This window comes from Kitasatospora sp. NPDC058063 (genome assembly GCF_042885395.1).
Classification (GTDB): Bacteria; Actinomycetota; Actinomycetes; order Streptomycetales; family Streptomycetaceae; genus Kitasatospora; species Kitasatospora lactacystinica.
In genome coordinates, this window is record NZ_JBHVSD010000001.1 from 237,209 (window position 1) to 263,146 (window position 25,938).

General features: G+C 71.1%; 23 protein-coding genes and 3 tRNA genes. 10 read left to right on the top strand and 16 right to left on the bottom strand.

Going from position 1 to position 25,938, the window contains the following annotated elements:
* Window positions 1–25 precede the first annotated feature (25 nt).
* Window positions 26–790, bottom strand: coding sequence for a DUF881 domain-containing protein (locus ACFVUY_RS01150; RefSeq protein WP_387691270.1), 765 nt, complete (start codon window positions 788–790; stop codon window positions 26–28).
* A gap of 168 nt (window positions 791–958) precedes the next feature.
* Here ACFVUY_RS01150 and crgA point away from each other — a divergent pair, with 168 nt between their 5' ends.
* Entirely contained in the window at window positions 959–1,207 is a 249-nt protein-coding gene (gene crgA / locus ACFVUY_RS01155) for a cell division protein CrgA (RefSeq protein WP_224283164.1), read from the top strand.
* Window positions 1,208–1,544: 337 nt separating this feature from the next.
* Here the strand turns inward: crgA and ACFVUY_RS01160 are convergent, their stop codons facing one another.
* The gene (locus ACFVUY_RS01160) at window positions 1,545–2,438 is read right to left on the bottom strand and encodes a rhomboid family intramembrane serine protease (RefSeq protein ID WP_387726564.1); all 894 of its coding nucleotides are present in this window, start codon (window positions 2,436–2,438) and stop codon (window positions 1,545–1,547) included.
* 219 nt (window positions 2,439–2,657) lie between these two features.
* Between ACFVUY_RS01160 and ACFVUY_RS01165 the strand changes: the two genes are divergently transcribed.
* On the top strand, window positions 2,658–3,398 hold the full coding sequence (locus ACFVUY_RS01165) for a DUF5324 family protein (RefSeq protein ID WP_387726567.1): 741 nt from the start codon (window positions 2,658–2,660) through the stop codon (window positions 3,396–3,398).
* Between the two features lie 81 nt (window positions 3,399–3,479).
* On the opposite strand, the gene ACFVUY_RS01170 is transcribed toward ACFVUY_RS01165, so the two are convergent.
* From ACFVUY_RS01170 to dnaA, 14 genes are all read right to left on the bottom strand, one after another.
* A tRNA-Ala gene (locus ACFVUY_RS01170) sits at window positions 3,480–3,552 on the bottom strand.
* 186 nt (window positions 3,553–3,738) lie between these two features.
* Complete coding sequence (locus ACFVUY_RS01175) at window positions 3,739–3,867, bottom strand: DLW-39 family protein (RefSeq protein WP_014137031.1); 129 nt, start codon at window positions 3,865–3,867, stop codon at window positions 3,739–3,741.
* A gap of 259 nt (window positions 3,868–4,126) precedes the next feature.
* Window positions 4,127–4,471: a DUF6191 domain-containing protein gene (locus tag ACFVUY_RS01180; protein ID WP_380358480.1), complete on the bottom strand. Its 345-nt coding sequence runs from the start codon at window positions 4,469–4,471 to the stop codon at window positions 4,127–4,129.
* Window positions 4,472–4,635: 164 nt separating this feature from the next.
* Window positions 4,636–4,709: transfer RNA gene (locus ACFVUY_RS01185), tRNA-Ile, on the bottom strand.
* Window positions 4,710–4,813: 104 nt separating this feature from the next.
* Window positions 4,814–4,887, bottom strand: a tRNA-Ile gene (locus tag ACFVUY_RS01190).
* A gap of 16 nt (window positions 4,888–4,903) precedes the next feature.
* A complete protein-coding gene (locus ACFVUY_RS01195) occupies window positions 4,904–6,298 on the bottom strand; it encodes a class I SAM-dependent methyltransferase (protein WP_387726570.1) in 1,395 nt (464 codons plus the stop codon).
* 261 nt (window positions 6,299–6,559) lie between these two features.
* Window positions 6,560–7,309 carry a DUF3566 domain-containing protein gene (locus ACFVUY_RS01200; RefSeq protein WP_387691279.1) on the bottom strand — a complete coding sequence of 250 codons (750 nt, stop codon included), beginning with the start codon at window positions 7,307–7,309 and terminating at the stop codon, window positions 6,560–6,562.
* A gap of 150 nt (window positions 7,310–7,459) precedes the next feature.
* Entirely contained in the window at window positions 7,460–9,997 is a 2,538-nt protein-coding gene (gene gyrA, locus ACFVUY_RS01205; RefSeq protein WP_387691445.1) for a DNA gyrase subunit A, read from the bottom strand.
* 131 nt (window positions 9,998–10,128) lie between these two features.
* On the bottom strand, window positions 10,129–12,144 hold the full coding sequence (gene gyrB, locus ACFVUY_RS01210) for a DNA topoisomerase (ATP-hydrolyzing) subunit B (RefSeq protein ID WP_387726573.1): 2,016 nt from the start codon (window positions 12,142–12,144) through the stop codon (window positions 10,129–10,131).
* Between the two features lie 268 nt (window positions 12,145–12,412).
* Window positions 12,413–12,877 (bottom strand): DciA family protein, encoded by a 465-nt coding sequence (locus tag ACFVUY_RS01215; protein WP_223244507.1) that lies wholly within the window; start codon window positions 12,875–12,877, stop codon window positions 12,413–12,415.
* 374 nt (window positions 12,878–13,251) lie between these two features.
* Window positions 13,252–14,385, bottom strand: coding sequence for a DNA replication/repair protein RecF (gene recF, locus ACFVUY_RS01220; RefSeq protein ID WP_359906992.1), 1,134 nt, complete (start codon window positions 14,383–14,385; stop codon window positions 13,252–13,254).
* Window positions 14,386–14,426: 41 nt separating this feature from the next.
* The gene (gene gnd / locus ACFVUY_RS01225) at window positions 14,427–15,302 is read right to left on the bottom strand and encodes a phosphogluconate dehydrogenase (NAD(+)-dependent, decarboxylating) (protein WP_359906995.1); all 876 of its coding nucleotides are present in this window, start codon (window positions 15,300–15,302) and stop codon (window positions 14,427–14,429) included.
* A 171-nt stretch (window positions 15,303–15,473) separates the two neighbouring features.
* The gene (gene dnaN / locus ACFVUY_RS01230; RefSeq protein ID WP_074001900.1) at window positions 15,474–16,604 is read right to left on the bottom strand and encodes a DNA polymerase III subunit beta; all 1,131 of its coding nucleotides are present in this window, start codon (window positions 16,602–16,604) and stop codon (window positions 15,474–15,476) included.
* Between the two features lie 1,018 nt (window positions 16,605–17,622).
* Entirely contained in the window at window positions 17,623–19,485 is a 1,863-nt protein-coding gene (dnaA, locus tag ACFVUY_RS01235) for a chromosomal replication initiator protein DnaA (protein WP_387726576.1), read from the bottom strand.
* Window positions 19,486–19,838: 353 nt separating this feature from the next.
* Here dnaA and rpmH point away from each other — a divergent pair, with 353 nt between their 5' ends.
* From rpmH to ACFVUY_RS01275, 8 genes are all read left to right on the top strand, one after another.
* The gene (gene rpmH / locus ACFVUY_RS01240; protein ID WP_030392420.1) at window positions 19,839–19,976 is read left to right on the top strand and encodes a 50S ribosomal protein L34; all 138 of its coding nucleotides are present in this window, start codon (window positions 19,839–19,841) and stop codon (window positions 19,974–19,976) included.
* Between the two features lie 18 nt (window positions 19,977–19,994).
* Window positions 19,995–20,423, top strand: a complete 429-nt coding sequence (rnpA, locus tag ACFVUY_RS01245; RefSeq protein ID WP_049655849.1) for a ribonuclease P protein component — start codon at window positions 19,995–19,997, stop codon at window positions 20,421–20,423.
* On the top strand, window positions 20,420–20,791 hold the full coding sequence (gene yidD, locus ACFVUY_RS01250) for a membrane protein insertion efficiency factor YidD (protein WP_224284463.1): 372 nt from the start codon (window positions 20,420–20,422) through the stop codon (window positions 20,789–20,791). The genes rnpA and yidD overlap by 4 nt, the downstream gene beginning before the upstream one ends.
* Window positions 20,788–21,972 carry a membrane protein insertase YidC gene (gene yidC, locus ACFVUY_RS01255; protein ID WP_387726579.1) on the top strand — a complete coding sequence of 395 codons (1,185 nt, stop codon included), beginning with the start codon at window positions 20,788–20,790 and terminating at the stop codon, window positions 21,970–21,972. Before yidD ends, yidC begins: the two co-directional genes overlap by 4 nt.
* An 82-nt stretch (window positions 21,973–22,054) precedes the next feature.
* A complete protein-coding gene (locus tag ACFVUY_RS01260; protein ID WP_387691287.1) occupies window positions 22,055–22,585 on the top strand; it encodes a protein jag in 531 nt (176 codons plus the stop codon).
* A 159-nt stretch (window positions 22,586–22,744) separates the two neighbouring features.
* Entirely contained in the window at window positions 22,745–23,563 is an 819-nt protein-coding gene (gene rsmG, locus ACFVUY_RS01265; protein ID WP_359907009.1) for a 16S rRNA (guanine(527)-N(7))-methyltransferase RsmG, read from the top strand.
* 303 nt (window positions 23,564–23,866) lie between these two features.
* On the top strand, window positions 23,867–24,811 hold the full coding sequence (locus ACFVUY_RS01270) for a ParA family protein (RefSeq protein ID WP_359907026.1): 945 nt from the start codon (window positions 23,867–23,869) through the stop codon (window positions 24,809–24,811).
* Window positions 24,808–25,848, top strand: a complete 1,041-nt coding sequence (locus tag ACFVUY_RS01275) for a ParB/RepB/Spo0J family partition protein (RefSeq protein ID WP_387691290.1) — start codon at window positions 24,808–24,810, stop codon at window positions 25,846–25,848. The genes ACFVUY_RS01270 and ACFVUY_RS01275 overlap by 4 nt, the downstream gene beginning before the upstream one ends.
* The last annotated feature ends 90 nt before the right edge of the window (window positions 25,849–25,938 follow it).

The following is a 25,938-nucleotide window of genomic DNA, read 5'->3' on the forward strand; positions in this document are numbered from 1 at the left end:
CGTGCACGGCCGCGGGGCCGGTCCGCTACTGCTGCCCGCCCGCCGACCGCAGCTCGGTGGTGCCGGAGTAGCCGGGCAGGTTCAGCTCGCCGCTCTCCTGGACCTTCCAGCCCAGCCCGTACGCCTGGACGTACTGGAGGTACTTGCGGATCGTCGGGTCCGCGTCGACGGCCGAATGCAGGGCGTCGGTCCGGCCCACCGCCTTGACCACGTACGGCGGGGAGTAGACCCGGCCCTGGAGGAGCAGGGTGTTGCCGACGCAGCGGACGGCGCTGGTGGAGATCAGGCGCTGGTCCATCACCTGCACGCCCTCGGCGCCGCCCCGCCACAGCGCGTTGACCACGGCCTGGATGTCCTGCTGGTGGATGACCAGGTCGTTGACGCGGGGCTCGGGCACCCCCGGGATGCGCGCGGTGGCGTTCGGCGGGGCGTCGTTGAGGGTGACGGTCAGGCCGCCGCCCTGGAGCGGCTCCAGCGCGGCGCCGGAGCGCAGGCCGTCCAGCTGCGCGGTGTCGGCGGGGTCGTGGCCCTGCTGTTCGGTGAGCTGCTGGGCGCGGGCCTGGAGGTCGGCGAGCTGGGACTGCGCCTGCTGGTTCTGCGCGCTGCGCTGGCGGACCACGTCGCCGAGGCTCAGCAGCGAGTTGTCGGTCCGCAGGTCGGTGCCGCGGGCGGTCTGCGCGCTGATGTAGAAGAGCAGACCGGCGAGCGCGAAGACGGCGCAGGTCAGGGCACGTCCGACAATTCGGGTGCCGGAACGGCGGGTAGGGGCCGGCTCAGGGGGAATCGACAAATTAGTCACCGTACCCTTATCTCCTCAAGACCCGCCGAGCCACTACGCTAACGGACGCCGGTGGCATGTGGCGGAGCGGTCCCCAGGACGTTCTCCACGGCCGACCGCAGCCGATTCCACCCGCTGCACCCTGCGCGGTCTCACAGCGCATCGACAGGAGAGCTCCTCGTGCCGAAGTCTCGACTCCGCAAGAAGTCCGACTACACCCCGCCGACGACGGCCGCGGTGAAGATCAGTTCGGGCCGCAGTTGGGTCGCCCCACTGATGCTGGCGCTGTTCCTGATCGGCCTGGTGTGGATCGTCACCTACTACGTGACCAGCGGCACCTACCCGGTCGAGAGCTGGCGGAACTGGAACATCCTGGTCGGCTTCGGCTTCATCGCCGCAGGGTTCGGCGTCTCCACCCAGTGGAAGTGACGGCCCGGCCGTCCTGAGGCTCTGATTCGAGCCGTTTCCCGCCGCTCCGGATCGCTCGTCCCGGGGCGGCGGTGAGGCGTGCCCGGAACCGGTCGGGAATCCGGTCGTTTGTCCCCACCATCGGACTGGCGTGCTTATCCACATGGTTATCCACACTGGGGAAAAGTCTCCCCAGCCTGTGGATAACTTTCCCGGGCGGGGCCGTGCACAGCTGTGCACAACTCCCCGGAAACGAGAAAACCGCACAGCAGGACACGCGTAGAACAGCAGTCCGCAACCCGGTGGCCGCACAGCCTGTGCACAACCCCGCACCCGCTGTGGACAAACGTCCGGGCGGTCAGGCCCCGTAGAGGGCCATCCCGGTCAGCAGCATCCCCGCCTCGACCGCCACCGCGCCCGCCACCGCCAGCGCCTGGACCAGGCCGCGGCGCTCGCGCGGGGCGTACATCAGGCCGGCCGCGGTCAGCGCGCCGAGCACCAGCCCGCCGACGTGCGCCCGCCAGTCGATGCCCGGGCGGGAGAAGGTGACGACCAGGTTGAAGACCAGGAACGCCATCGCCGGGCCGAGCGGGCCCCTGTTCCGCAGCTGGAGCACGATCGTGGCGCCGATCAGCCCGAAGACCGCCCCGGAGGCGCCCACCGAGTTCATCCAGTCGCCGGCCACCCGGAAGGCGAAGGTGCTGCCGCCCAGACCGGAGACCAGGTACAGGGCCAGGAAGCGCAGCCGGCCGAGCGCCTCCTCCAGCGTCGGGCCGAGCCAGAACAGCACCAGCATGTTCATCCCGACGTGCCACCACTCCAGGTGCAGGAAGGTGGCGGTCAGCAGCCGGTACCACTGGTCGGGGCCGTCGGCGATGCCCGCCGGGCCGCCGAGGATGTCCCGCCCCGCGCTGAACAGCGACCAGGTCTGGCCCAGCCGCGGGGTGAGCACGTAGGCCGCCAGCACCCAGACCACGACGTTGAGGCCGATCAGCACCCGGGTGACCAGCCCGCCGTCGGCGGCCAGGGCGCCACCGAACCGGGTGGTCGCCCGACGCGTCCCGGCGTGGCCGTCGCCGACGCACTCCGGGCACTGGAAGCCCACCGAGGCGGTCACCATGCACTGCGGGCAGATCGGCCGCTCGCAGCGGGTGCAGGAGACCCCGGTGGGGGTCCGCGGGTGCCGGTAGCAGCCGGGCGGACCGGCCTCCGGGGACCGATCGGCCGACGGCCGCGGCTCGTCCGGGAGCATCAGCGGAGTCCCCTTCCCGTACACGACCTCCGAAACCGCCAGCCTACTGCCGCGCCCCCGCTCCCGGACCGGCTCCCCCACAACCGCCCGCCCGCCACCCCGCCGCCCCGCAGGGCCCCGCGAACGGCCCACCCCGACCTGCCGTCGGACAAATCAGGATGCATGATCAGCATTCAGGTGGATATGTGCATATAGGACGCCACCCAGGAGGAGAGACTCGTGAGCTTTTCGGATTCGGCCCGAGAGACGGCCACCAGGACCCGGGACACCGCCGCACACTTCGCGGACGGCGCCAAGCAGCGCCTCGGCCCCGCCTTGGACGCCTTGGGCCCGAAGGCCGCGCTGGCCGCCCACAACCTCCGCATCCAGTACGACAGGCATCTCGCCCCGCAGATCGGCCACGCCTTCGCCAGCCTGCCGCCGGAGGCCCAGCAGAACGCCCTGAAGGCCCTCCACCGGGCCCAGGAGGCCGCTCTGGCGGCCCGCCTGTCCGCCGCCCGGGCCGCGGACCAGGCCCGCACCACCGTGGCCCCCAGGGTCGCCCAGGCGGTCGAGGAGGCCCGCGCCACCGTCGGGCCGGTCGCCCACGAGGCCCAGGCCCGCGGCGCCGCCGCGCTGACCGCCCTCCAGGGCAACGTCAGCTCGGCCGAGATCAGCGAGCTGGCCGCCCGGAACGCCAGGAAGAAGGACTGCAACCGCCTGGCCTCCGGCCTGGCCGTGGCCGGTCTGCTGGCGATCGGCGGCGGCATCGTGGCCTGGCAGTGGTGGCGCCGGCACAGCAACCCGGAGTGGCTGGTCGAGCCCCCGGCACCGCAGGAGCCCCGGCCCACCGGCGCACACGCCGCGTCCGCGCCGGTGAACGGCTCCGGCCCGGACGCCACCGCCGAGGGCACGGACGGGGCCCCGGTCGGCGAGAACGACGGCCCCGCCCCCGAGGAGGACGGCCCCGGGCCGCGCTGACCGTGCGGAGACCGCCGGAAACGCAGATCGGCCGTCGACCAGGATCCTGGTCGACGGCCGATCGGCTACTGCCGTGGATTGTGGAGCATAGGAGACTCGAACTCCTGACATCTGCCTTGCAAAGGCAGCGCTCTACCAACTGAGCTAATGCCCCTCGACGGCACCGCGCGCGTGCCAACGGGCACTAGCGTACCGGTTTCCGGCGCGATTCCCAGCGCCGTCCCCCTGGAACGGTGCTGTTCCATGGGGTCGGCCGGTCCGGTTCGCCGACCGGGCCGGCCGGCCCGGGAGGCGCCGACGGGCGCCTCCGGAGTTCGTCGATCGTCAGATCGCCGGGGGCTCAGCGACCGGCCGGAACCGGGTCGGTGGCCTCGGTCCACAGGTCCTGCTCGGCGCGGTCCGCCTGGACCTGACGGTAGACAAAGAAGCCGCCGAGGGCGACCAGGGCGACCAGGAGAAGCTTCTTCACCGCGGGACCTCGTCCTTCTTGCGTTGACGGACTCAAGAGCCGGATCCGGCCTGACTGACCGGGCCGACGAGTCCAGTTGTGTTTCGAGCGCGAACGGGCTGCCGAGTGCCAGACTGCCCTTGCGGCCGATGATACACACCGGTGTCCCAATCGTGACCAGCCACCGGTACGGCCAACCCGGCGGTCCGGTCCCGGGATTGACGCCGCACCTCCTGGCGGGCGGTCCGGCCGCCCCCGGACCGTCCGCCGCGCCCACGGGTCAGGCCCCGCACCCCGGGCCCCGCACCGCCCCGGCCGCGGGGCCGTTCGCCGGGCGGTCCGGCACCACCACCACGGCCGTGCCGCCCGCGAGGTCCACCCTGGTCCGCGGCGGCGCCCCCTCGCCCTCCTCGTCCCGCAGCATCAGCGTGCTGCCGCGTTCGTCCAGCTCGTGCTGCTTGCCCGCGGCGAACTGCGCGTGCAACTGCTCGAACCCGGTTGCCGAGATCTGCCCCTCCCGACCGGTCCCCCGCCAGGGCACCCAGCGGGCGCGGCCCGCCCTCAGTGCCAGCTGGTCGAGCACCGCCAGCACCGCCAGGGCGCAGACCAGTCCGGGGATGCTCATCGCCCACAACACCGCCATGCCGTCACCAACCCTCCACCGTGTTTCCCCGGGGAACCGTCGGGACGGACGCACGGTTCCCGGTCCGGCGGCGGGAGGAGCGGCGGGAGGAGCGGCAGGAAACGCCGAAGGGCCCGGAGTGGATCACTCCGGGCCCTTCGGGGAGGTGGGCCTAACAGGACTTGAACCTGTGGCCTCTTCCTTATCAGGGAAGCGCTCTAACCGTCTGAGCTATAGGCCCTCACCGAACAGAGATCGTACCGGATCCCGGCCGCTCCACGGCCCCGCCCGATCTCGAAAGAGTCGAAGGGCCCGGAGTGGATCACTCCGGGCCCTTCGCGGTTGTGGGCCTAACAGGACTTGAACCTGTGGCCTCTTCCTTATCAGGGAAGCGCTCTAACCGTCTGAGCTATAGGCCCTTGCCGCACTGAAAGATTAGCGGACCGACGGCCGATCTCCCAAATCCGGCTCGGCCGGGGCCGCGACGGCACCCCCCGCGACCAGCCCCGGCGCACCGGCGGAGGACCGCAGCAGCCACTCCTCGCGGGTCGGCGGCAGGCCCGCCGAGCCCTCCTCGGTGCTGCGGACGGCGAGGACCTGGTTGATCCCGATCCGGTTCTGCTCGAAGGCGAGCGCGGAGGCCGCCATGTACAGCCGCCAGACCCGGGCCCGGCCGCGGCCGACCAGCCGGACCGCCTCCGTCCAGTGCGCCTCCAGGTTGGCCACCCACTCGCGCAGGGTCAGCCCGTAGTGCTCGCGCAGCGACTCGACGTCCCGGACCTCGAAGCCGGCCTCCTCCAGCCGCGCCACGGTGGAACCGACGGGGGAGAGCTCGCCGTCCGGGAAGACGAAGCGGTCGATGAAGGGGCTGGTGCGGTGCTGTTCACCGGGGAGGTCGGGGCGGCGGGCGATCTGGTGGTTGAGCAGCCGGCCGCCGGGCACCAGCAGCCGGTACAGGCCCTCGGCGTAGACCCGGTACTGCTCGGCGCCGACGTGCTCGGCCATCCCGACACTGGAGATCGCGTCGAAGGGCCCGTCGGTGATCTCCCGGTAGTCCTGCAGCCGGACCTCGACCCGGTCGGACAGGCCGGCCTCCTCGACCCGGGCACGGGCCAGCGCGACCTGCTCCCGGGAGATGGAGACGCCGACCGCGGTGACCCCGTAGTGCTTCGCCGCGTGCAGCAGCAGTGAGCCCCAGCCGCAGCCGACGTCCAGCAGGCGCATCCCGGGGCGCAGGCCGAGCTTGCGGCAGATCAGGTCGAGCTTGGCCTCCTGGGCGGCCTCCAGGCTCTTCGACTCCGGCGTCCAGTAGGCGCACGAGTAGACCATCGAGGAGCCCAGCACGATCCGGTAGAAGTCGTTCCCGACGTCGTAGTGGTGGCTGATGGCCGCGCGGTCCCGGCTGCGGCTGTGCAGGCGCCCCGAGGCCCTGCGGACCTCCTCGCGGGGCGGCTCGGGTTCCAGGCCGACCGCCCCGGCCCGCAGCACGGCGGCGAGCACCCGGCGGCCCCTGGCGCCGACCACGTCCCGCGGGCCGAAGGCCAGGGTGCGGATCTCCGGCCGCTCGGCGAAGCGGGCGACGGCGGAGAGCGTCTCGTACAGGTCGGTACCGGGGGCGATCTCGAGGTCCCCCGCGACGTAGGCCCGGGCCAGGCCCAGTTCGTCCGGCCGCCAGATCAGCCGGCGCAGCGCCCGACGGTTGCGCAGGACCACGGTGGGCGCGCCCGGCGACCCGGCGACGCTTCCGTCCCAGGCCTGGACCCGCAGCGGCACCGGGACCCCCAACAGCCCTTCCAGGGCCTCCACCAGTTGACCTGCGAGCTTCGCCACCGCGCGCCTCCGTCCAGTCGTCCTGCGGAACCTCAGCCGACCCGGTCGGGCGGATCGGGGGCGGCCTGCGGCACTCCCGGGATTCGGGACGGGTGGCACCCAGCTAATCCCACGGCGGCCGTCCGCTTTCCGGGCGGCGCGCCGCGGGCGGCCGGCTGTCACCCGAAATGCCGACGGGCCCCACCGGCTGCAACAGCCGGTGGGGCCCGTACATTCCGTCCCCGGACGGGAAACTGAGCGTGCGTCAGGATCCGGCCGGAATCAGTCCTCCTCGGCCAGGGTGAGCTCCACCCCGCCGGTGAAGCCGGCCGCCGCGTTGTAGATGAACGCGGAGAGCGTGGACAGGGCGGTCAGCAGGACGACGTCGACCACGGCGATCAGCGTGGTGAAAGTCATCACCTTGCCGAAGCCGACGTAGTCCATCAGGTTGAGGCCGCCGCTGCTGTCCGAGCCGGTGACGTCCTTGAGGGTCTTGGTCAGCGAGTCGAAGACGCCGAGCGAGTCCAGCGTCATCCACAGCACGGCCGCGGCCACGATGATGATGATGCCGACGGCCAGCGACAGCAGGAAGCTGACCTTCATCACGGACCACGGGTCGACCTTGGTCACCCGCAGCCGGGCCTTGCGCGTCCGGCCGAGCGCGGAGCCGCCGGCCGCGGGGGCCGGGGCGGGGGCCGCGCCGGGGCGGCGCGCCGCTCCGCCGGTGGGGGTGCCACCGGGCGGGGTGTGCCCCGGGACCCGGGTGCCCCTGGCCGGGGTCGGCTGCCCCTTGGCGTAGGTGGTCGGCTGCGAGAAGCCGCCCGATCCGGCGGCCTGGCCGCCGCTCGCCGACGCGGCCTGCTGTCCGCCGTAGGTCGCACCGCTCTGGCCCGCTCCACCGGCCGGCGGCATCAGCGAGGTGGACGCGGCCGAGTGCTCGGTCGGCGGCTGCGGAACGCCGTACGAACCCCCGCCCTGCGCGCCCGGACGGCCGCCGGAGGTTCCTCCCGCAGCACCCGTGGCTCCACTCACCTGGTCCTCCCGCACTTCCCACCAGGACGGCGGTGCCGCCCTGCTTCGTCAATCGTCATCCAGCGCCCGGCGGGATTGCCCGGAACTGGTCGGCGGCCGATGCCGCCGCGCCCGTTGATGGGACGCGGCGGCACCGGTCTGCGGTTCGGTTCAGGCCTCGACGTCTCCGTCGACCGCCGTCACCGCGCCCTCGGCCGTCTCGGTGGACTCGGTACCCGCCACCTCGTCCTCCGCCGTCTCCTCGTCCTCGGCCTCCGCGTTGCGGGCCATGCCCACGACCGCGTCGCGCTTTCCGAGGTTGATCAGTTGGACGCCCATGGTGTCACGTCCGGTTTCACGAACCTCGGAAACCCTCGTGCGGATCACCCCACCCGAGAGGGTGATCGCCATGATCTCGTCGGATTCGTCGACCACGAGCGCGCCGACCAGCGAGCCCCGGCCCTCGACGATCTTCGCCGCCTTGGTGCCGTAGCCGCCGCGCCCCTGGACACGGTACTCGTCCACACCGGTCCGCTTGGCGTACCCGCCGTCAGTGGCGGTGAAGACATAGGTACCCGGACGGACGACGTTCATCGACAGCAGTTCGTCGTCCTCCCGGAACGCCATGCCCTTGACGCCGGAGGTGGCGCGGCCGGTGGGGCGCAGGGCGTCGTCGGTCGCGGTGAAGCGGATCGACTGGGCCTTCTTGGAGACCAGCAGCAGGTCGTCCTCGGCGGAGACCAGCTCGGCGCCGATCAGCTCGTCGTCCTGGCCCTCCTCGTCCTGGCGCAGGTTGATCGCGATCAGGCCGCCGGAGCGCGGCGAGTCGTAGTCCTTGAGCGCGGACTTCTTCACCAGGCCGGCCCGGGTGGCGAGGACCAGGTACGGCTTGTCCTCGTAGGTGCGGACGGCCATCACCTGGGCGATGTGCTCGTCCGGCTGGAAGGCCAGCAGGTTGGCCACGTGCTGGCCGCGGGCGTCGCGCCCGGCGTCCGGCAGCTCGTAGCCCTTGGCCCGGTAGACCCGGCCCTTGTTGGTGAAGAACAGGATCCAGTTGTGGGTCGTCGTCACGAAGAAGTGGTCGACGATGTCGTCCTGCTTCAGCTGGGCACCGCGCACGCCCTTGCCGCCGCGCTTCTGCGAGCGGTAGAGGTCGGAGCGGGTCCGCTTGACGTAGCCGCCACGGGTGATGGTGACGACGATGTCCTCCTCGGCGATGAGGTCCTCGATGGAGAGGTCGCCGTCGGAGGGGATGAGGGTGGAGCGCCGCTCGTCGCCGTACTTCTCGACGATCGCGGTGAGCTCCTCGGAGATGATCTCCCGCTGACGGGTCGGCGAGGCCAGGATCGCGTTGTACTCGTCGATCTTGCGCTGGAGCTCGTCGTGCTCGTCCATGATCCGCTGGCGCTCCAGGGCGGCCAGCCGGCGCAGCTGCATCTCCAGGATGGCGTTGGCCTGGAGCTCGTCGATGTCGAGCAGGCCCATCAGGCCGGTGCGGGCGGCGTCGGCGCTGGCCGAGGCCCGGATCAGCGCGATGACCTCGTCGATCAGGTCCAGGGCCTTGAGCAGCGCGCGCAGGATGTGGGCGCGCTCCTCGGCCTTGCGCAGCCGGAAGGTGGTGCGCCGGACGATGACCTCGACCTGGTGGTTGACCCAGTGCCGGATGAAGGCGTCCAGCGACAGGGTGCGCGGCACGCCGTCGACCAGGGCCAGCATGTTGGCGCCGAAGTTGGTCTGCAGCTCGGTGTGCTTGTAGAGGTTGTTCAGCACCACCTTGGCGACGGCGTCGCGCTTGAGCACGACGACCAGGCGCTGGCCGGTGCGCGAGGAGGACTCGTCGCGGACGTCGGCGATGCCGGCGATCTTGCCGTCCTTCACCAGGTCGGCGATCTTCAGCGCGAGGTTGTCCGGGTTGACCTGGTACGGCAGCTCGGTGATCACCAGGCACTGGCGGCCCTGGATCTCCTCGACCTCGACCACGGCGCGCATGGTGACCGAGCCGCGGCCGGTGCGGTAGTAGTCGTCGATGCCGCGGCGGCCGACGATCAGCGCGCCAGTGGGGAAGTCCGGGCCCTTGATCCGCTCGACCAGGGCGTCCAGCAGCTCCTCGGCGGAGGCCTCCGGGTTCTCCAGGTACCAGAGCGCGCCGGAGGCGACCTCGCGGAGGTTGTGCGGCGGGATGTTGGTGGCCATGCCGACCGCGATGCCGGTGGCACCGTTGACCAGCAGGTTGGGGATGCGCGCGGGCAGGACGGTGGGCTCCTGTGAGCGGCCGTCGTAGTTGGCCGCGAAGTCGACGGTCTCCTCGTCGATGTCGCGCATCATCTCCATGGCGAGCGGCATCATCTTGCACTCGGTGTAGCGCATGGCCGCCGCCGGGTCGTTGCCCGGGGAGCCGAAGTTGCCGTTGCCGTCCACCAGCGGCATCCGCATCGACCACGGCTGGGCCAGGCGGACCACGGTGTCGTAGATCGAGGTGTCACCGTGCGGGTGGTAGTTGCCCATGACGTCGCCGACGACGCGGGCGCACTTGTAGTAGCCCTTCTCGGGGCGGTACCCGCCGTCGTACATCGCGTAGAGCACGCGGCGGTGCACCGGCTTGAGGCCGTCGCGGACCTCGGGCAGCGCACGGCTGACGATCACGCTCATCGCGTAGTCGAGGTACGAGCGCTGCATCTCGGTCTCGAGCTCGACCGGCTCGATCCGCATCGTCACCTGGGCGGTGGCCTCGGCGGCTTCGGGAGTCTCGGGCTGTTCGCCTTCGGGACGGTTGTCGTCGACCACTGGTGGTCAGTTTCCTTTCACGCGGACTGGAACGTGCGGGGCCTGGGGTGCAGGCGTCACACGTCCAGGAAGCGGACGTCCTTGGCGTTGCGCTGGATGAAGGAGCGGCGGGCCTCGACGTCCTCGCCCATCAGCACGGAGAACAGCTCGTCGGCGCGGGCGGCGTCCTCCAGGGTGACCTGGAGCAGCAGCCGGTGCTCGACGTCCATGGTGGTGACCCGGAGCTCCTCGGCGTTCATCTCGCCGAGACCCTTGAAGCGCTGGATCGCGTCGTCCTTGGGCAGCCGGCGCCCGGCCGCCACCCCGGAGGCGATCACGGCGTCGCGCTCGCGGTCGGAGTAGGCGTACTCGAAGTCGTCCTTGCCCCACTTGATCTTGTACAGCGGGGGCATCGCGAGGTAGACGTACCCGGACTCGACCAGCGGCCGCATGAAGCGGAACAGCAGGGTCAGCAGCAGGGTACGGATGTGCTGTCCGTCGACATCGGCGTCGGCCATCAGCACGATCTTGTGGTACCGCAGCTTGGACTCGTCGTAGTCCTCCTGGATGCCGCAGCCGAACGCCGAGATCAGCGCCTGGACCTCGGTGTTCTGGAGGACCTTGTCGATCCGGGCCTTCTCGACGTTCAGGATCTTGCCGCGGATCGGCAGGATGGCCTGGGTGCGCGGGTCGCGGCCCTGCTTGGCCGAGCCGCCGGCGGAGTCACCCTCGACGATGAAGATCTCGCACTCGGACGGGTCCTTCGACTGGCAGTCGGAGAGCTTGCCCGGCAGCGAGGCGGACTCCAGCAGGCCCTTGCGGCGCGTCAGGTCGCGGGCCTTGCGGGCGGCGACGCGCGCGGTGGCGGCCTGGATGGACTTGCGGATGATGTCCGCGGCCTCGTTGGGGTTGCGGTCCAGCCAGTCGTTGAGGTGCTCGTGGACGACCTTCTGGACGAAGGTCTTGGCCTCGGTGTTGCCGAGCTTGTCCTTGGTCTGGCCCTCGAACTGCGGCTCGCCGAGCTTGACCGAGATGATCGCGGTCAGGCCCTCGCGGATGTCCTCGCCGGAGAGGTTGTCGTCCTTCTCCCGGAGCAGCTTCTTGTCCCGCGCGTAGCGGTTGACCAGGCCGGTCAGCGCCGCGCGGAAACCCTCCTCGTGGGTGCCGCCGCCGTGGGTGTGGATGGTGTTGGCGAAGCTGTAGACCCCCTCGGTGTAGGAGGAGTTCCACTGCATCGCGATCTCCACCGAGATCGCCTTGTCCTTGTCCTCCGCCTCGAAGTCGATCACCGAGGGGTGGACGACCTCGCCCTTGCGGGAGTTGAGGTGGGCGACGAAGTCGGCGATGCCGCCGTCGTACTTGTACGTGACGGTGAGCGGCTTGCCGTCCTCGTCCGCGTGCTCGGGGCGCTCGTCGGTCAGTGAGATCGACAGGCCCTTGTTGAGGAAGGCCATCTCCTGGAAGCGCCGGGAGAGCGTCTCGAAGGAGTAGACGGTGGTCTCGAAGATGTCGGCGTCGGCCCAGAAGGTCACCGTGGTGCCGGTGCGGTCGGTCTCCGCGCCCTTGACGAGGGGGGCGGCCGGGGCACCCATCTTGTAGTCCTGGGTCCAGATGTGGCCGTCCTTGTGGATCTCCACCGAGAGCCGGGTGGACAGCGCGTTCACCACGGACACGCCGACACCGTGCAGACCGCCGGAGACGGCGTACCCGCCGCCGCCGAACTTGCCGCCGGCGTGCAGGACGGTGAGCACGACCTCGACGGCGGGCTTGTCCTGGCCGGGGACGATGTCCACCGGGATGCCGCGGCCGTTGTCGACGCAGCGGATGGCGCCGTCGGCCATGATCGTGACGTCGATGGTGTCGGCGTACCCGGCCATCGCCTCGTCGACGGAGTTGTCCACGACCTCCTGCACCAGGTGGTGCAGGCCGCGCTCGCCCGTCGAACCGATGTACATGCCGGGGCGCTTGCGGACGGCGTCGAGGCCTTCCAGCACCTGGATGTTGCTACCGGTGTAGGAAGCCTGCTCGGACTGGTCTGGGGTCTGGCTGGGGTTGCCGGAATCGGCCACGAAGCGCCCTCTCTGGCACAGCACGGGCCGCACGCCCACCCCGTGCGGGCGGGCGTGCGACCACAGCGTTTCGACTCGGTTGCCACTAGCAACAGTGTTTGGCTCTCAGTCTACCGGTACGACTGACATAGATGGGCGTTTGGCAGCCCTTGAGGGCAGATATGCCGCCCTGAATCCCCTCTGCACATGTCCCGATACTCGACCGGGGGGCCCAGGGCGCCTGGAAGGGCTGTCAGGGATTCCGGAAGATCGTCGTCCGATCCGTCCCCCCGGCGGCCGCCCGGTCCCCCGGTCAGCCCCAGGTGTCGCCCGGCCCCTTGCTCCCCGGCGCACGCAGCCGGCCGTAGCCGCGGGCGGGCGCCGCCGGGCCGAGCACCTTGATGGTCCGGACCGTCCCGTGCCCCAGCTCGTGGTTCAGACGGGCCACCAACTGCCGTGCCAGCCAGCGCAGTTGGGTGGCCCAGGCGGTGGAGTCGCACTGCACGGTGAGCACCGCGGCGGCCTCGTCGTAGGAGGAGGGATGGCAGTGCGCGGCGATGTCCGGGCCGACGATCTGCGGCCAGCGGCCCATCACCCCGCCGACGGCGGCCGAGGACTCCCAGCCGCGCTCGGTCAGCAGCCGGTTGAGTGCCGCGCCCAGCGGGACCGGGTCGCGGCCGTCCGAGCGGGCACCGCTGCGCAGGCCGTGCCGCTTCGCCTCGCGCTTCTCGCGGACCTGCTCACCGCGCTGGCGGGCCTGGGCACGGGCCGCCCGCAGCGCGGAGCGGGCGAGGTCGGCACCGGTCGGCGCGGGAGCGCCGGGCTCGGCGGCGTCGGACCGGGGTGCTCCGGGCTTGGGAGCTCCGGACCTGGGGGAGTGCTCCGCCGGCTCGCTCACGGCGATCTCCTTTCCCCAGCCTGTGGACAACGGTCGCGGTCGCGCCCGCCGAGCCGTCCAGCCTACGGGAGCGGCCGGACCCCTCGGACCGGAGCGGGGGTGGGCGGTGCACGGAAGTGGTCGCGGTGCGGTGACGGCGGTGTGGTGGTCCGGGTGCGGCGGCACCGGTGAAAGGGGACACCGGCGAGCGGGGGCACCGCCGGCTCCGGTGAAGGGGGTACCCGGGCGGAAGCCGCCGGTGGAAGAGCGCCCGGTCAGGCGTCGATCCGGCGCACCGCGCCGTCGGAGACCGCGAACCGGGCGCCGGCCAGCGCCTTCGGCACGTCCTCGGCGACCGCCGCGGTCACCAGCACCTGCTCCCCGTCGGCCACCAGCTCGGCCAGCCGGTCCCGGCGGGCGGCGTCCAGCTCGGCGAACACGTCGTCCAGGATCAGCACCGGCTCGCCGCCGTCGGCGCGCAGCAGCTCGTACGAGGCCAGCCGCAGCGCCAGCGCGAACGACCAGGACTCGCCATGGCTGGCGTAGCCCTTGGCGGGCAGCGGGCCGAGCCTGAGCAGCAGCTCGTCGCGGTGCGGGCCGACCAGGGTGACGCCGCGATCGACCTCCTGCTTGCGGGCCGCCTGCAGCGCGTTCAGCAGCTGCTCCTCGGCCTGCTCGCGACTGGTCGGCAGTTCGCCCTCGAAGGAGCTGCGGTACTCCAGGGCGGTGTCGCCGCCGCCCGGGGCGAGCTGCCCGTACGCGGCCGCCACCAGCGGCTGCAGGGCGGCCACCAGCTGGATCCGGAAGGCCGTCAACTCGGCGCCGGCGCGGGCGAGATGGCCGTCCCAGACCTCCAGGGTGGACAGGTCGGCGCCCTTGCCGCCGCCGGCCCGGCGGGCCATCGCGGCGGTTTTCAGCAGGGCGTTGCGCTGCTTGAGCACCCGCTCGTAGTCCTGCCGCACCCCGGCCAGCCGGGGTGCCCGGGCGGTCAGCAGCTCGTCCAGGAAGCGCCGCCGCTCGCCCGGATCCCCCTTGACCAGGCTGAGGTCCTCGGGGGCGAACAGCACGGTTCGCAGCAGGCCCAGCACGTCGCGCGGGCGGACGTTGTCGGAGCGGTTGATCCGGGCCCGGTTGGCCTTGCCCGGGGTGAGCTCCAGCTCGATCAGGGTGGAGCGGCCGCGGTCCACCACCGAGGTGCGGACCACCGCCCGCTCGGCGCCCAGCCGGATCAGCGGGGCGTCGGTGGCGACCCGGTGGCTGCCCAGGGTGGCGACGTAGCCGATCGCCTCGACCAGGTTGGTCTTGCCCTGGCCGTTCGGTCCGACGAAGGCGGTCACGCCCGGGTCGAGGGGAACCTCGGCCCGGGCGTACGACCGGAAGTCGGCGAGCGACAGATGCGCGACGTGCATGGCTGTGGACTGCGCCCGCCTTCTTGTGGAGGACCTGCTGGTTACTTGGACTCGACCGCGTGGCCGCCGAACTGGTTGCGCAGCGCGGCGATCATCTTCATCTGCGGCGAGTCCTCCTGACGGGAGGCGAAGCGGGCGAACAGCGAGGCGGTGATGGCCGGCAGCGGCACGGCGTGGTCGATCGCGGCCTCGACGGTCCAGCGGCCCTCGCCGGAGTCGGCGGCCCAGCCGCGCAGCTTGTCCAGGTGCTCGTCCTCGTCCAGGGCGCGGACGGACAGGTCCAGCAGCCAGGAGCGGATGACGGTGCCCTCCTGCCAGCTGCGGAAGACCTCGCGCACGTCGGTGACCTCGGGGGCGGCCTCCAGCAGCTCCCAGCCCTCGGCGAAGGCCTGCATCATCGCGTACTCGATGCCGTTGTGGACCATCTTGGCGAAGTGGCCGGCGCCCACGGCACCCGCGTGCACCGAGCCGAACTCGCCCTCGGGCTTGAGGGCGTCGAAGACCGGCTGGGCCTTGGCGACGTGCTCGGCGTCGCCGCCGTACATCAGCGCGTAGCCGTTCTCCAGGCCCCAGACGCCGCCGGAGACACCGCAGTCCACGAAGCCGATGCCCTTGGCGGCCAGCGCCTCGGCGTGCTTGATGTCGTCGGTCCAACGGGAGTTGCCGCCGTCGACCACCACGTCGCCGGGGGAGAGCAGCTCGGCGAGCTCGTCGACGGTGGCCTGGGTGGCGGCGCCGGCCGGGACCATGACCCAGACCACGCGCGGGCCCTGGAGCTTGGTGACGAGCTCCTGGAGGCTGTCGACGTCGGAGATGTCCGGGTTGCGGTCGTACCCGATGACGGTGTGGCCGGCGCGGCGGATCCGCTCGCGCATGTTGCCGCCCATCTTGCCGAGACCGATGAGGCCGAGCTCCATGACCAAGTCCTTACCTGTGGTGACGTGCCTGCCGGCGGCGCCGTTGCCGCACTCCTTGAGCCTACGCGCTGGAGCGGACCCGGCCGTCTGCGGTCGGGCCGGGTGGGGGAGACGTCCACAGGCTGTGCACAGCGGGTGTGCACAGCCTGTGGACGGTAGGACGCGGCGGGATCAGCCGGAGAGGCGGACCGGCATGATCAGGTACTGATAGGCCTTGTCCTCCTCGGCGTCCACCGAGACCTTGCCGCTGAGCAGCGCGGGCTTGGTCGGGGTGGTGAAGCTGAGCTGGGCGAAGGGGGAGTCGATGGCTTTGAGGCCCTCCTCCAGGTAGCCCGGGTTGAAGGCGATCGAGATGGCGTCGCCCTCCAGGGAGGCCTCGATCCGCTCGGTGGCCTGGGCGTCGTCGCCCGAACCGGCCTCCAGGGTCAGCACGCCCTCCTCGAAGTTGAGGCGGACCGGGGTGTTGCGCTCGGCGACCAGCGAGACGCGCTTGAGCGCCTCCAGGAAGGGCTGGGTCTGGATCGCGGCGATCGCGTTGAACTCGGTCGGGAACAGGCTGCGGAACTTGGGGAACTCGCCCTCCAGCAGCCGGGTGGTGGTCCGACGGCCGGCGCCCTCGAAACCGATCAGGCCCTCGCCCGCGCCGCCCGAGGAGAGCGCGATGGAGACGTTGTCGCCGCTGCCCAGGGACTTGGCGATGTCCTGGAGGGTCTTGGCCGGGACCAGCGCGACGGCGGAGATGTCCGACTGCTCGGGCTTCCACAGCAGCTCGCGGACGGCGAAGCGGTAGCGGTCGGTGGCGGCCAGGGTGATCCGGTCGCCCTCGATCTCGACCCGGACACCGGTGAGCACCGGGAGGGTGTCGTCCCGGCCGGCGGCGACCGCGGCCTGGCTGACGGCCGAGGCGAAGACGTCGCCGGAGACGGTGCCGGTGGCGGTCGGCATCTGGGGGAGCGCGGGGTACTCGTCCACCGGGAGGGTGGGGAGGGTGAAGCGGGAGCTGCCGCAGACCACGCTGACGCGCTGGCCGTCGGTGGAGATCTCCACCGGCCGGTTGGGGAGGTTGCGGGAGATGTCGTTCAGCAGCCGGCCGGAGACCAGGACGGTGCCGGCCTCCTCGACGTCCGCCTCCAGCTCGACCCGGGCCGAGACCTCGTAGTCGAAGCCGGACAGCGCCAGACTGCCCTCCTGCGCGGTCAGCAGCAGGCCGGCCAGCACCGGCACCGGCGGCCGTGCCGGGAGGCTGCGGGCAGCCCAGGCCACCGCCTCCGCGAGGACGTCACGCTCCACCCGGAACTTCACCGGTAACCGCCTCCTGGATCGAGCGCTCCCGCTCGCACTCTGGTTCGTCTGATCTTGATCGTCGGTTCGGCTGTCCGCCGAGCTCGGTCACTCCGCTTCCAGTCGCAAGGACAGTCTGACGTACTCCGCCGACAGGCGGGGCAGACGGGCGCAAGCAACCCGAACGGTTGTCGGAGACCGGTTGTCCACAGATTCGGGGCCCACCCACTTTGAAAGCAAGTCCGGGGTCTAAATGTGTAGTGGTAGTAGTAGGGCCTGTGGAAACCGTGGATAACCCCGTTTCCCCAGGTCAGAGCCCGAATTTTGTCCACAGCGGCTGTGGACGGCGGCTGTGGACGGGCAGGCCTCGCTGTGGACAGCCGAGCGTTACCCACAGGCCACGCTGGGTATCCACAGGTTATCCCCAGGGCTGTCCCCAGATCCGGGCCCGGTTATCCACGGGCGCCGGTCAACTTTTCGTGACGCCTTTCACACCAGGGTATGAACGGTAGCCCACGGTTGTCGAACTGTGGACGCCGCTGTGGACAACCTGGGGATAACCGCCCTTCCCCTGGGGACAACCGGTGGATAACCCGGACGGCCCAGTGGCGGCCCGTCAACTGTCCACAGCCTGTGGATAACCGTTGTGCACAAGTCCACAGGCACTTGACCTGCGCGGAAGAGCGTAGCGGTGACGGGCCTGTGGACGAATTCTGGATAACTCCGCACTCCCCACCCTGTGGACGGTGGAGAAGGGGCCGGTCCTGTGGACAACGGCCTTGCGCGCCCTCGGTTTTCGAATCACCGGTCAGTTGTTCGGCGCGGGCTGTGGACTGGCGGAACGTCCGTCGACGGCATCCCTGCCCAGCCGGCGCGCGCCGCACACCTGTGGACGTGCGAAAGGGCGTCAGGATTCGCTCCTGACGCCCTGGGGCCGTGCCTCGTCGTGCCGTACCGGGTGTCGCGCAGTGCCTCGCCGCGTGCTGTGCGGCGCCGCTTGGCACCCGGCACGACACGGCACGGTACGACCCGGCGTCGGCTAGCTCTTGATGCGGTTGGTGAGTTCGGTGACCTGGTTGTAGATCGAGCGGCGCTCGGCCATCAGCGAGCGGATCTTGCGGTCCGCGTGCATCACCGTGGTGTGGTCGCGGCCGCCGAACTGCGCACCGATCTTCGGCAGCGAGAGGTCGGTGAGCTCACGGCAGAGGTACATCGCGATCTGCCGGGCCGTCACCAGCACGCGGCTGCGCGAGGATCCGCAGAGGTCGTCCACCCCCAGGCCGAAGTACGCGGCGGTCTGCTGCATGATGACCTGCGCGGTGATCTCCGGGCCGGCGTCCTCGTCCCCGCCGGGGATCAGGTCCTTGAGGACGATCCCGGCCAACTCCAGGTCCACCGGGGCCCGGTTGAGGTTGGCGAAGGCGGTGACCCGGATCAGGGCGCCCTCCAACTCCCGGATGTTGCGGGTGATCCGGGAGGCGATGAACTCCAACACGTCGGCGGGAGCGTTGAGTTGTTCCTGGATCGCCTTCTTGCGCAGGATCGCGATCCGGGTCTCCAGCTCCGGCGGGGTGACGTCGGTGATCAGACCCCACTCGAAGCGGTTGCGCAGCCGGTCCTCCAGCGTGGTCAGCAGCTTGGGCGGCCGGTCCGAGGAGAGGACGATCTGCTTGTTCGCGTTGTGCAGGGTGTTGAAGGTGTGGAAGAACTCCTCCTGCGTGGACTCCTTGCTCGCGAGGAACTGGATGTCGTCCACGAGCAGGATGTCCATGTCCCGGTAGCGGCGGCGGAAGGTGTCCGCCTTGCCGTCCCGGATCGAGTTGATGAACTCGTTGGTGAACTCCTCCGAGGACACGTAGCGCACCCGGGTGCCCGGGAAGAGGCTGCGCGAGTAGTGCCCGATGGCGTGCAGCAGGTGGGTCTTGCCCAGCCCGGACTCGCCGTAGATGAAGAGCGGGTTGTACGCCTTGGCCGGGGCCTCGGCGACCGCCACCGCCGCCGCGTGCGCGAAGCGGTTGCTGGCGCCGATCACGAAGGTGTCGAACAGGTACTTGGGGTTCAGCCGGGCGGCCGGCTCGTCCTTGCGGGAGCCGCCGGCCGGGGGAGCGCCGGGCGGGGCGGGCACCCCGGGGACGCCGGGACGCTCGGCGGAGCGCTCCGGGGAGGCCTTCTCCGCGGGACGGCCGCCGGTGGGGCGGGAACCGCCGGTCCGGCGGCCGGCGCCGGCCCGCGGCTGCTCGTTCGGGCCGGGGCCGTAGGCGCCGCCGAAGAGGTCGCCCTGGGTGGTCGCGGGCGGGCCGGGGACGGGCCGCGGCGCCTGGCGGGGCGCGGGCTCCTCCGGGTCGCGGTAGGCGGGCGGCTGCTCCTGGTAGCCCTGCCAGCCCTGGCCGCCGCCGGGGCCGCCGTACGGGGCCTGGCGCGGGTCGTAGCCGCCGGTGTCGTAGCGGGGCCGCTCGTAGTCCTGCTCGTACGGCTGCCCCTGCCCCTGCTCGTAGGGGTGGCCCTGCTCGTACGGCTGGCCGTGTTCGTACGACTGCGGGTAGTCCTGGCCGCCGTAGTCGGGGGCGTCCTCCTCGGCCGGGCCCGGGTAGGGCTCGGCGGGGGACTGGGGGGCGGGTGCGGGCGTGGTCGGCACCGCGTTGGCGTCGACCATCACGGCGATCCGGACCGGGCGGCTGAGCTCACGGCTGAGGGCCTCGGTCAGCTGCGGCAGCAGCCGGCCCTCCAGCACCTGCTTGGCCCGCTCGTTCGGGGTCGCCAGCAGGGCGGTGTCGTGCATCATCCACATCGGCTGGGTGCGCTGCACCCACTGTTTGTCCATCTCCCCGACATCGGGGTCGTTGACCAGCCGCTCGACGACCCTGGCCCAGACCGGGACGAGGTCGCTGTTGACATCAGCCACTGGTGCACGCTTTCCAAGAACAAACCAGACAAGTTCTGCAACGGTAGTCAGCGAACAGGGCGGGATCAAGTCGTTGTCCACAGGCTGTGGGTAAGACGGGCGATCGCGGGCTGGTTTGACCCCCGTGCCCCGTCCCGCGTACCGTAACCAGGTCGAGTTGTCGATGGCCGCTGCCGCATGTCCGCGGGTCCACCCGCTCCATAAGGCGCGCAGCACGGGCGCCGTGGATTGCCTCAGACCCCAGCCGAACTGGGGCGATGGGCCGGATTTCCGAATCAGGGGAGATCACGCGGACGCACGGTGACGGCCAAGCGATTCCCCGTCATCCTACGATTCACCTCAGGAGCCCCCGAGTGAGCAAGCGCACCTTCCAGCCGAACAACCGTCGTCGCGCGAAGACCCACGGCTTCCGGCTGCGTATGCGTACCCGCGCCGGCCGTGCCATCCTGGCCGCCCGCCGTGGCAAGGGCCGCACCAGCCTGTCCGCCTGATCCGCGCCAGAGTCTGTTGTGCTGCCCTCCGAGAATCGGCTGCGGCGGCGCCAGGACTTCGCGACCGCGGTGAAACGCGGTCGTCGGGCCGGCCGGCCCCTTCTGGTCGTCCATCTCAGCAGAGACGGTGACCCGCAGGGGCAGACCGACCGGACCAGCGACTCCCGCCCGCACGTCGCCGAGGGGACTCCTTCGGCGCGTGCGGGTTTCGTCGTGAGCAAGGCCGTTGGCCCGGCGGTCGTCCGCAATCTGGTCAAGCGCCGGTTGCGTCACCTCGTTCGTGATCGTCTGTCCAGGCTGCCCGCCGGTAGCCTGATAGTGGTGCGTGCGCTGCCCCAGGCCGCGACCGCCTCGTACCAGGACCTCGAACGTGACCTGGACGCGGCACTCAAGCGGTTGCTGAGGACGGAGCCCGCCGCCACGGCGCCGACGGGAGCAGGTCGATGAAGTACCTGCTGATGGGTCTGATCAGGGTCTACCAGTGGACCATCAGCCCACTGCTCGGTCCGGTCTGCCGTTATTACCCCTCCTGCTCGCACTACGGCTACGAGGCCGTGAAGGTGCACGGGGCGGTGAAAGGCGGCGGGCTGACCGCGTGGCGCATCCTGCGCTGCAATCCGTGGACGCCCGGCGGGGTCGATCATGTCCCGCCGCGCAAGCATCCGGTGTGGCACCGGCGGTTGCGGGACTGGCTGAAGAGCCGGTCCGCCACCGGAGACCCGGTGACCGCCACCCCCGCCGGTCCGGACCCCGAGGGCCCGGCGACCATTGGTCCCGTGCGGCCAATCCACCTGTCCAAGGAGCCTGACCGGTGACCTTCTCCTTCCTGAATCCCCTGTACACAGCGGTGTCCTGGATCATCGTCCAGTTCCACTCGCTGTACAGCCACATCTTCGACCCGGACGGTGGCTGGGCCTGGGGTCTCGCCATCGCCTCGATGGTGGTCGTCATCCGGATCTGCCTGATCCCGCTCTTCGTGAAGCAGATCAAGGCGACCCGGGCCATGCAGGCGATCCAGCCGAAGATGAAGGCCATCCAGGAGCGCTACAAGAACGACCGGCAGCGCCAGTCCGAAGAGATGATGAAGCTGTACAAGGAGGCGGGTACCAACCCGTTCTCCAGCTGCCTTCCCATCATCGTGCAGGCGCCGTTCTTCACCGCCCTCTACGGCGTGCTCGCCAAGGTCGCCAAGGGTCAGGACATCGGTGTCATCCACGGTGACCTGCTGGTGAGCGCCGGCAAGGCGCACATCTTCGGCGCCCCGCTCTCCGCGACCTTCGTCGGCAGCCCCGAGACCAGCGTCAAGATCGTCACCGCCGTGATGATCATCCTGATGTCGCTGTCGCAGTTCGTCACCCAGCGCCAGCTGATGACCAAGAACGTCGACCTCACGGTGAAGACGCCGTTCATGCAGCAGCAGAAGATGCTGATGTACGTCTTCCCGATCATGTTCGCCGTGATGGGCATCAACTTCCCGGTCGGTGTCCTGGTCTACTGGCTGACCACCAACGTCTGGTCGATGGGCCAGCAGCTGATCGTCATCCACAACAACCCGACCCCGGGCAGCATGGCCTTCCAGGAGCGCCAGGAGCGTCTGAAGAAGGCCGGCCGACTGCGTCCGGACGGTACGGAGATCAAGGGCGCGCTCTGGGGCATGCTGCCCCCGTCCAAGGCGGCCGTGAGCGAGGCGGCCAGCGCCGCCGCGGTGGTCGAGGAGTCGGTGCAGGCGCGCCGCCAGCAGCCCCGTCGGCAGAGCAAGGCCCAGCGCCAGCAGGGCGGCGTCGGACAGCCGACCGTGGAGCCGGGCAAGGACGCCGCGGCCGAGGAGCCCGCCGACGCAGCTCCGGCCGACACCGCCCCGGCGGACTCCCCGGCCGATGCCGGTGGCAAGCCGGCGGCCGCCAAGCAGAGCACGGCCAAGCCGGCCGGTACCAAGCAGGGCACCCGGCAGCAGCCGAAGCGCGGTGGCGGCCAGCGGCCGAAGAAGAAGTCCTGACCGGCCCCAAGCCTGTTGTGACAGCCGCGAAGAGCTTCGTTCCCGGCCCGGCAGACGGGCCCATCTCCGAAGGAGTCCATCAGTGACGGAAGGCACCACCTCCGCCGTCGAGGCCGAGACCGCCGCCAGTTCCGACGAGAGCCTCATCTCCCGTCTGGAGCAGGAGGGCGACATCGCGGCGGACTACCTGGAGGGTCTGCTCGACATCGCCGACCTCGACGGTGACATCGACATGGACGTCGAGGGCGACCGCGCCCTGGTCTCCATCGTCAGTGACGGCAACGACCGCGCGCTGCAGCGCCTGGTCGGCCAGGACGGCGAGGTGCTGGAGGCCCTCCAGGAGCTGACCCGGTTGGCTGTCCACCGGGAGACCGGCGAGCGCAGCCGCCTCATGCTGGACATTGCCGGCTTCCGGGCCCGCAAGCGCGAGGAGCTGGCGGTGCTCGGGGCCGAGGCCGCGGAGCAGGCCAAGAGCAGTGGCGAGCAGGTCAAGCTGCGGCCGATGACTCCCTTCGAGCGCAAGGTCGTCCACGACGCGGTCGCCGCGGCCGGCCTGCGCAGCGAGTCCGAGGGCGAAGAGCCCCAGCGGTTCGTGGTCGTGCTGCCGGTCTGAGGCCGTCAGGTCGACGACCGGCCGCCGTGGCGGCCGGAGAGCTTCACCGGACGTGACCCCGTCCGCCTCGTGCGGGCGGGGTCGTCGTCCCTTCTGGGATGTTTCACGTGAAACAGTGCGTTGAGCGGGTCGGTGGATCCGGGGATCGGAGAGGTCGAGATGGACACGGAGAACGCGGCTGCCGGCCGGCCGGGGGCGGACGTGGACCCGGCCGCTGAGGGGCGGGCCACCGAGCTGGACCAGCTGTCCGAGGCGCCGGCCGTCGCCCGGGAGGTTTTCGGGGAACGCTACGACGCCGCGGTCCGCTACACGGAGCTGCTGGCCACCGCGGGCGTGCAGCGCGGACTGATCGGGCCCCGCGAGGTGCCCCGGCTCTGGGACCGCCACGTGCTGAACTGCGCGGTGCTGGCCGAACTGCTGCCCGCCGGCACCACCCTGTGCGACGTCGGCTCCGGGGCCGGCCTGCCGGGCATCCCGGTGGCGCTGGCCCGTCCGGACGTCTCGGTGACGCTGCTGGAGCCGCTGCTGCGCCGGACCACCTTCCTGGAGGAGGTCGTCCGGGAGCTGGGCCTGGACAACGTCACGGTGCTGCGCGGTCGCGCGGAGGAGATGGTCGGCAAGCTCGCGGTGGACGTGGTGACCGCCCGGGCGGTGGCGCCGCTGGACCGGCTGGCCGGCTGGGGCATGCCGCTGCTGCGTCCGCACGGACAGATGCTGGCGCTCAAGGGCGACAGCGCGGAGCAGGAGCTGGCCGAATCGCGGGCCGGCCTGGCCAGGCTGGGTGCGGTCGAGTGGAGCGTCATCGCGGTCGGCGAGGGCACCCTGGAGACCTCGACCCGGGTGATCCAGGTGAAGGCGGGGGAGAGCCCCGGCGGGGTGAAGGCGGCCACCCGGCGGGCCAAGGCGGCCCGGGCGGGTCGCACCGCGAGCGTCCGGAACGGCGAGCGCGGCCGGGGCGGGCGGCGCCGCAGCCGCTGATCCGGCGCGACGCCGAAGACGTACCGAACACGGGCGGACGGGCCTCCTGCGAGGGAGGACCGTCCGCCCGTCGTCGTCCAGGTGGCGGACGGGCCGATGGTCCCCCGGCGTTCGGCCGGGTGGTGCCCCCGGGACACCGGAGTGTCGCAACGTCAGATTTCCGGCATAGCGGGCATGGTGTTTCACGTGAAACGTCGCTCCTTGCTCTCGGGCATCCTCCGCCGTGACCGGGCGGCGACTGTTGCCGCTCCGGTTTCACGTGAAACACTGACCCCCATGCAGGACTCGGAGACCGTCGACCAGATCGATGACACGCCCATCGCACGGGCTGCCCAGGCTGCGGTTCAGGCGATCGGCCGAGCGGGCGAGGGACTGCCCCGGCCGGCCGCCACCCGGGTGATCGTGGTCGCCAACCAGAAGGGTGGGGTGGGCAAGACCACCACCACCGTGAACATGGCCGCCTCGCTCGCCATGCACGGCCTGCGCGTCCTGGTCGTCGACCTCGACCCGCAGGGCAACGCCTCCACGGCGCTCGGCATCGACCACCACGCCGAGGTGCCGTCCATCTACGACGTCCTGGTGGAGGGCAAGCCGCTGGCCGACGTGGTGCAGCCGGTGCACGACGTCGAGGGGCTGTTCTGCGTCCCCGCCACCATCGACCTGGCCGGCGCAGAGATCGAGCTGGTCTCCCTGGTGGCCCGGGAGAGCCGGCTCCAGCGGGCCATCGCCGCCTACGAGCAGCCGCTCGACTACATCCTGATCGACTGTCCGCCCTCGCTGGGTCTGCTGACGGTCAACGCCCTGGTCGCCGGCCAGGAGGTGATGATCCCGATCCAGTGCGAGTACTACGCCCTGGAGGGCCTCGGCCAGCTGCTGCGCAACGTCGAGCTGGTGCGCGCGCACCTCAATCCCGCACTGCACGTGTCGACCATCCTGCTCACCATGTACGACGCCCGGACCAGGCTGGCCGCCCAGGTCGCCGAAGAGGTCCGGACCCACTTCCACCAAGAGGTGCTGAGCACGGCGATCCCGCGCTCGGTGCGCATCTCGGAGGCGCCCAGTTACGGGCAGACGGTGCTCACCTACGACCCGGGCTCGACCGGGGCGCTCTCCTACCTGGAGGCCGCCCGCGAGCTCGCGCTGCGTGCGGTGGGCCAGGGCGGCTCGCTGGTGGGTCAGCAGCGGGACGGCCAGCAGGGGCACGGCGCCCCGGTGGCACAGCACGGCACGACGGAGGGTCATCAGTGAGTGCTCGCAGGGTTGGTCTGGGACGAGGGCTGGAGGCGTTGATCCGCCCCGCCGCGCCGGTGGACGGCGGGGCGGAGGCGAAGCCCGCGGCAGCCGCGCCCGCACCGGCCTCGGTGACGCCGCTGCCGAGCGGCCGCGGCACGGTGGCGGCCCGGGCGGCCGCGGAGAAGCGGGCCGAGCAGGCGCAGCCGGCCGGTGCGTACTTCGCCGAGCTGCCGCTGGACGCGATCACCCCGAACCCGCGCCAGCCGCGTGAGGTCTTCGACGAGGACAAGCTGGCCGAGCTGGTCACCTCCATCAAGGAGGTCGGGCTGCTCCAGCCGATCGTGGTCCGCCAGGTCGGTGCGGACAGCTTCGAGCTGATCATGGGCGAGCGCCGCTGGCGCGCCTCCCGGGAGGCCGGGCTGGAGCGGATCCCGGCGATCGTCCGGGCCACCGAGGACGACAAGCTGCTGCTGGACGCCCTCCTGGAGAACCTGCACCGCGCCGAGCTGAACCCGGTGGAGGAGGCGGCCGCCTACGACCAGCTGCTGCGGGACTTCGCCTGCACCCACGAGGAGCTGGCCGACCGGATCGGCCGCTCCCGTACGCACGTCTCCAACACCCTGCGGCTGATGAAGCTCCCGCCGTCCGTCCAGACCCGGCTGGTGGCCGGGACGCTGATGGCCGGACACGCCCGGGCGCTGCTCGGCCTGCCGGGGCCCGAGCAGCAGGAGCGGCTGGCCGCGCGGGTCATCGCCGAGGGCCTCACGGTGCGCAACGTCGAGGAGATCGTCGTGCTGATGCGCTCGGAGGAACCGGAGGAGCCCAAGCGTCAGGCGCCGAAGGCGGGCAAGCTGAACTCCCCGGCCTTCAACGACCTGGCGAGCCGGCTGTCCGACCGCTTCGACACCCGGGTCAAGGTCGAGGTGTCGCAGCGCGGCGGGAGGCTGGGCAAGGGCAAGGTGGTGCTGGAGTTCGGCTCGGTGGAGGACCTGAACCGGATCCTGGACAGCATGGCCCCGGGTGAGGACGGTCTGCGGCTGTCGCAGGGCTGAGCCGGACCGGCCGGCCGAGGGCAACGACCCGATGGGTGCGTGTTCCACGTGAGCGCTGTTTCACGTGAAACATGCACCCATCGGCGTTCG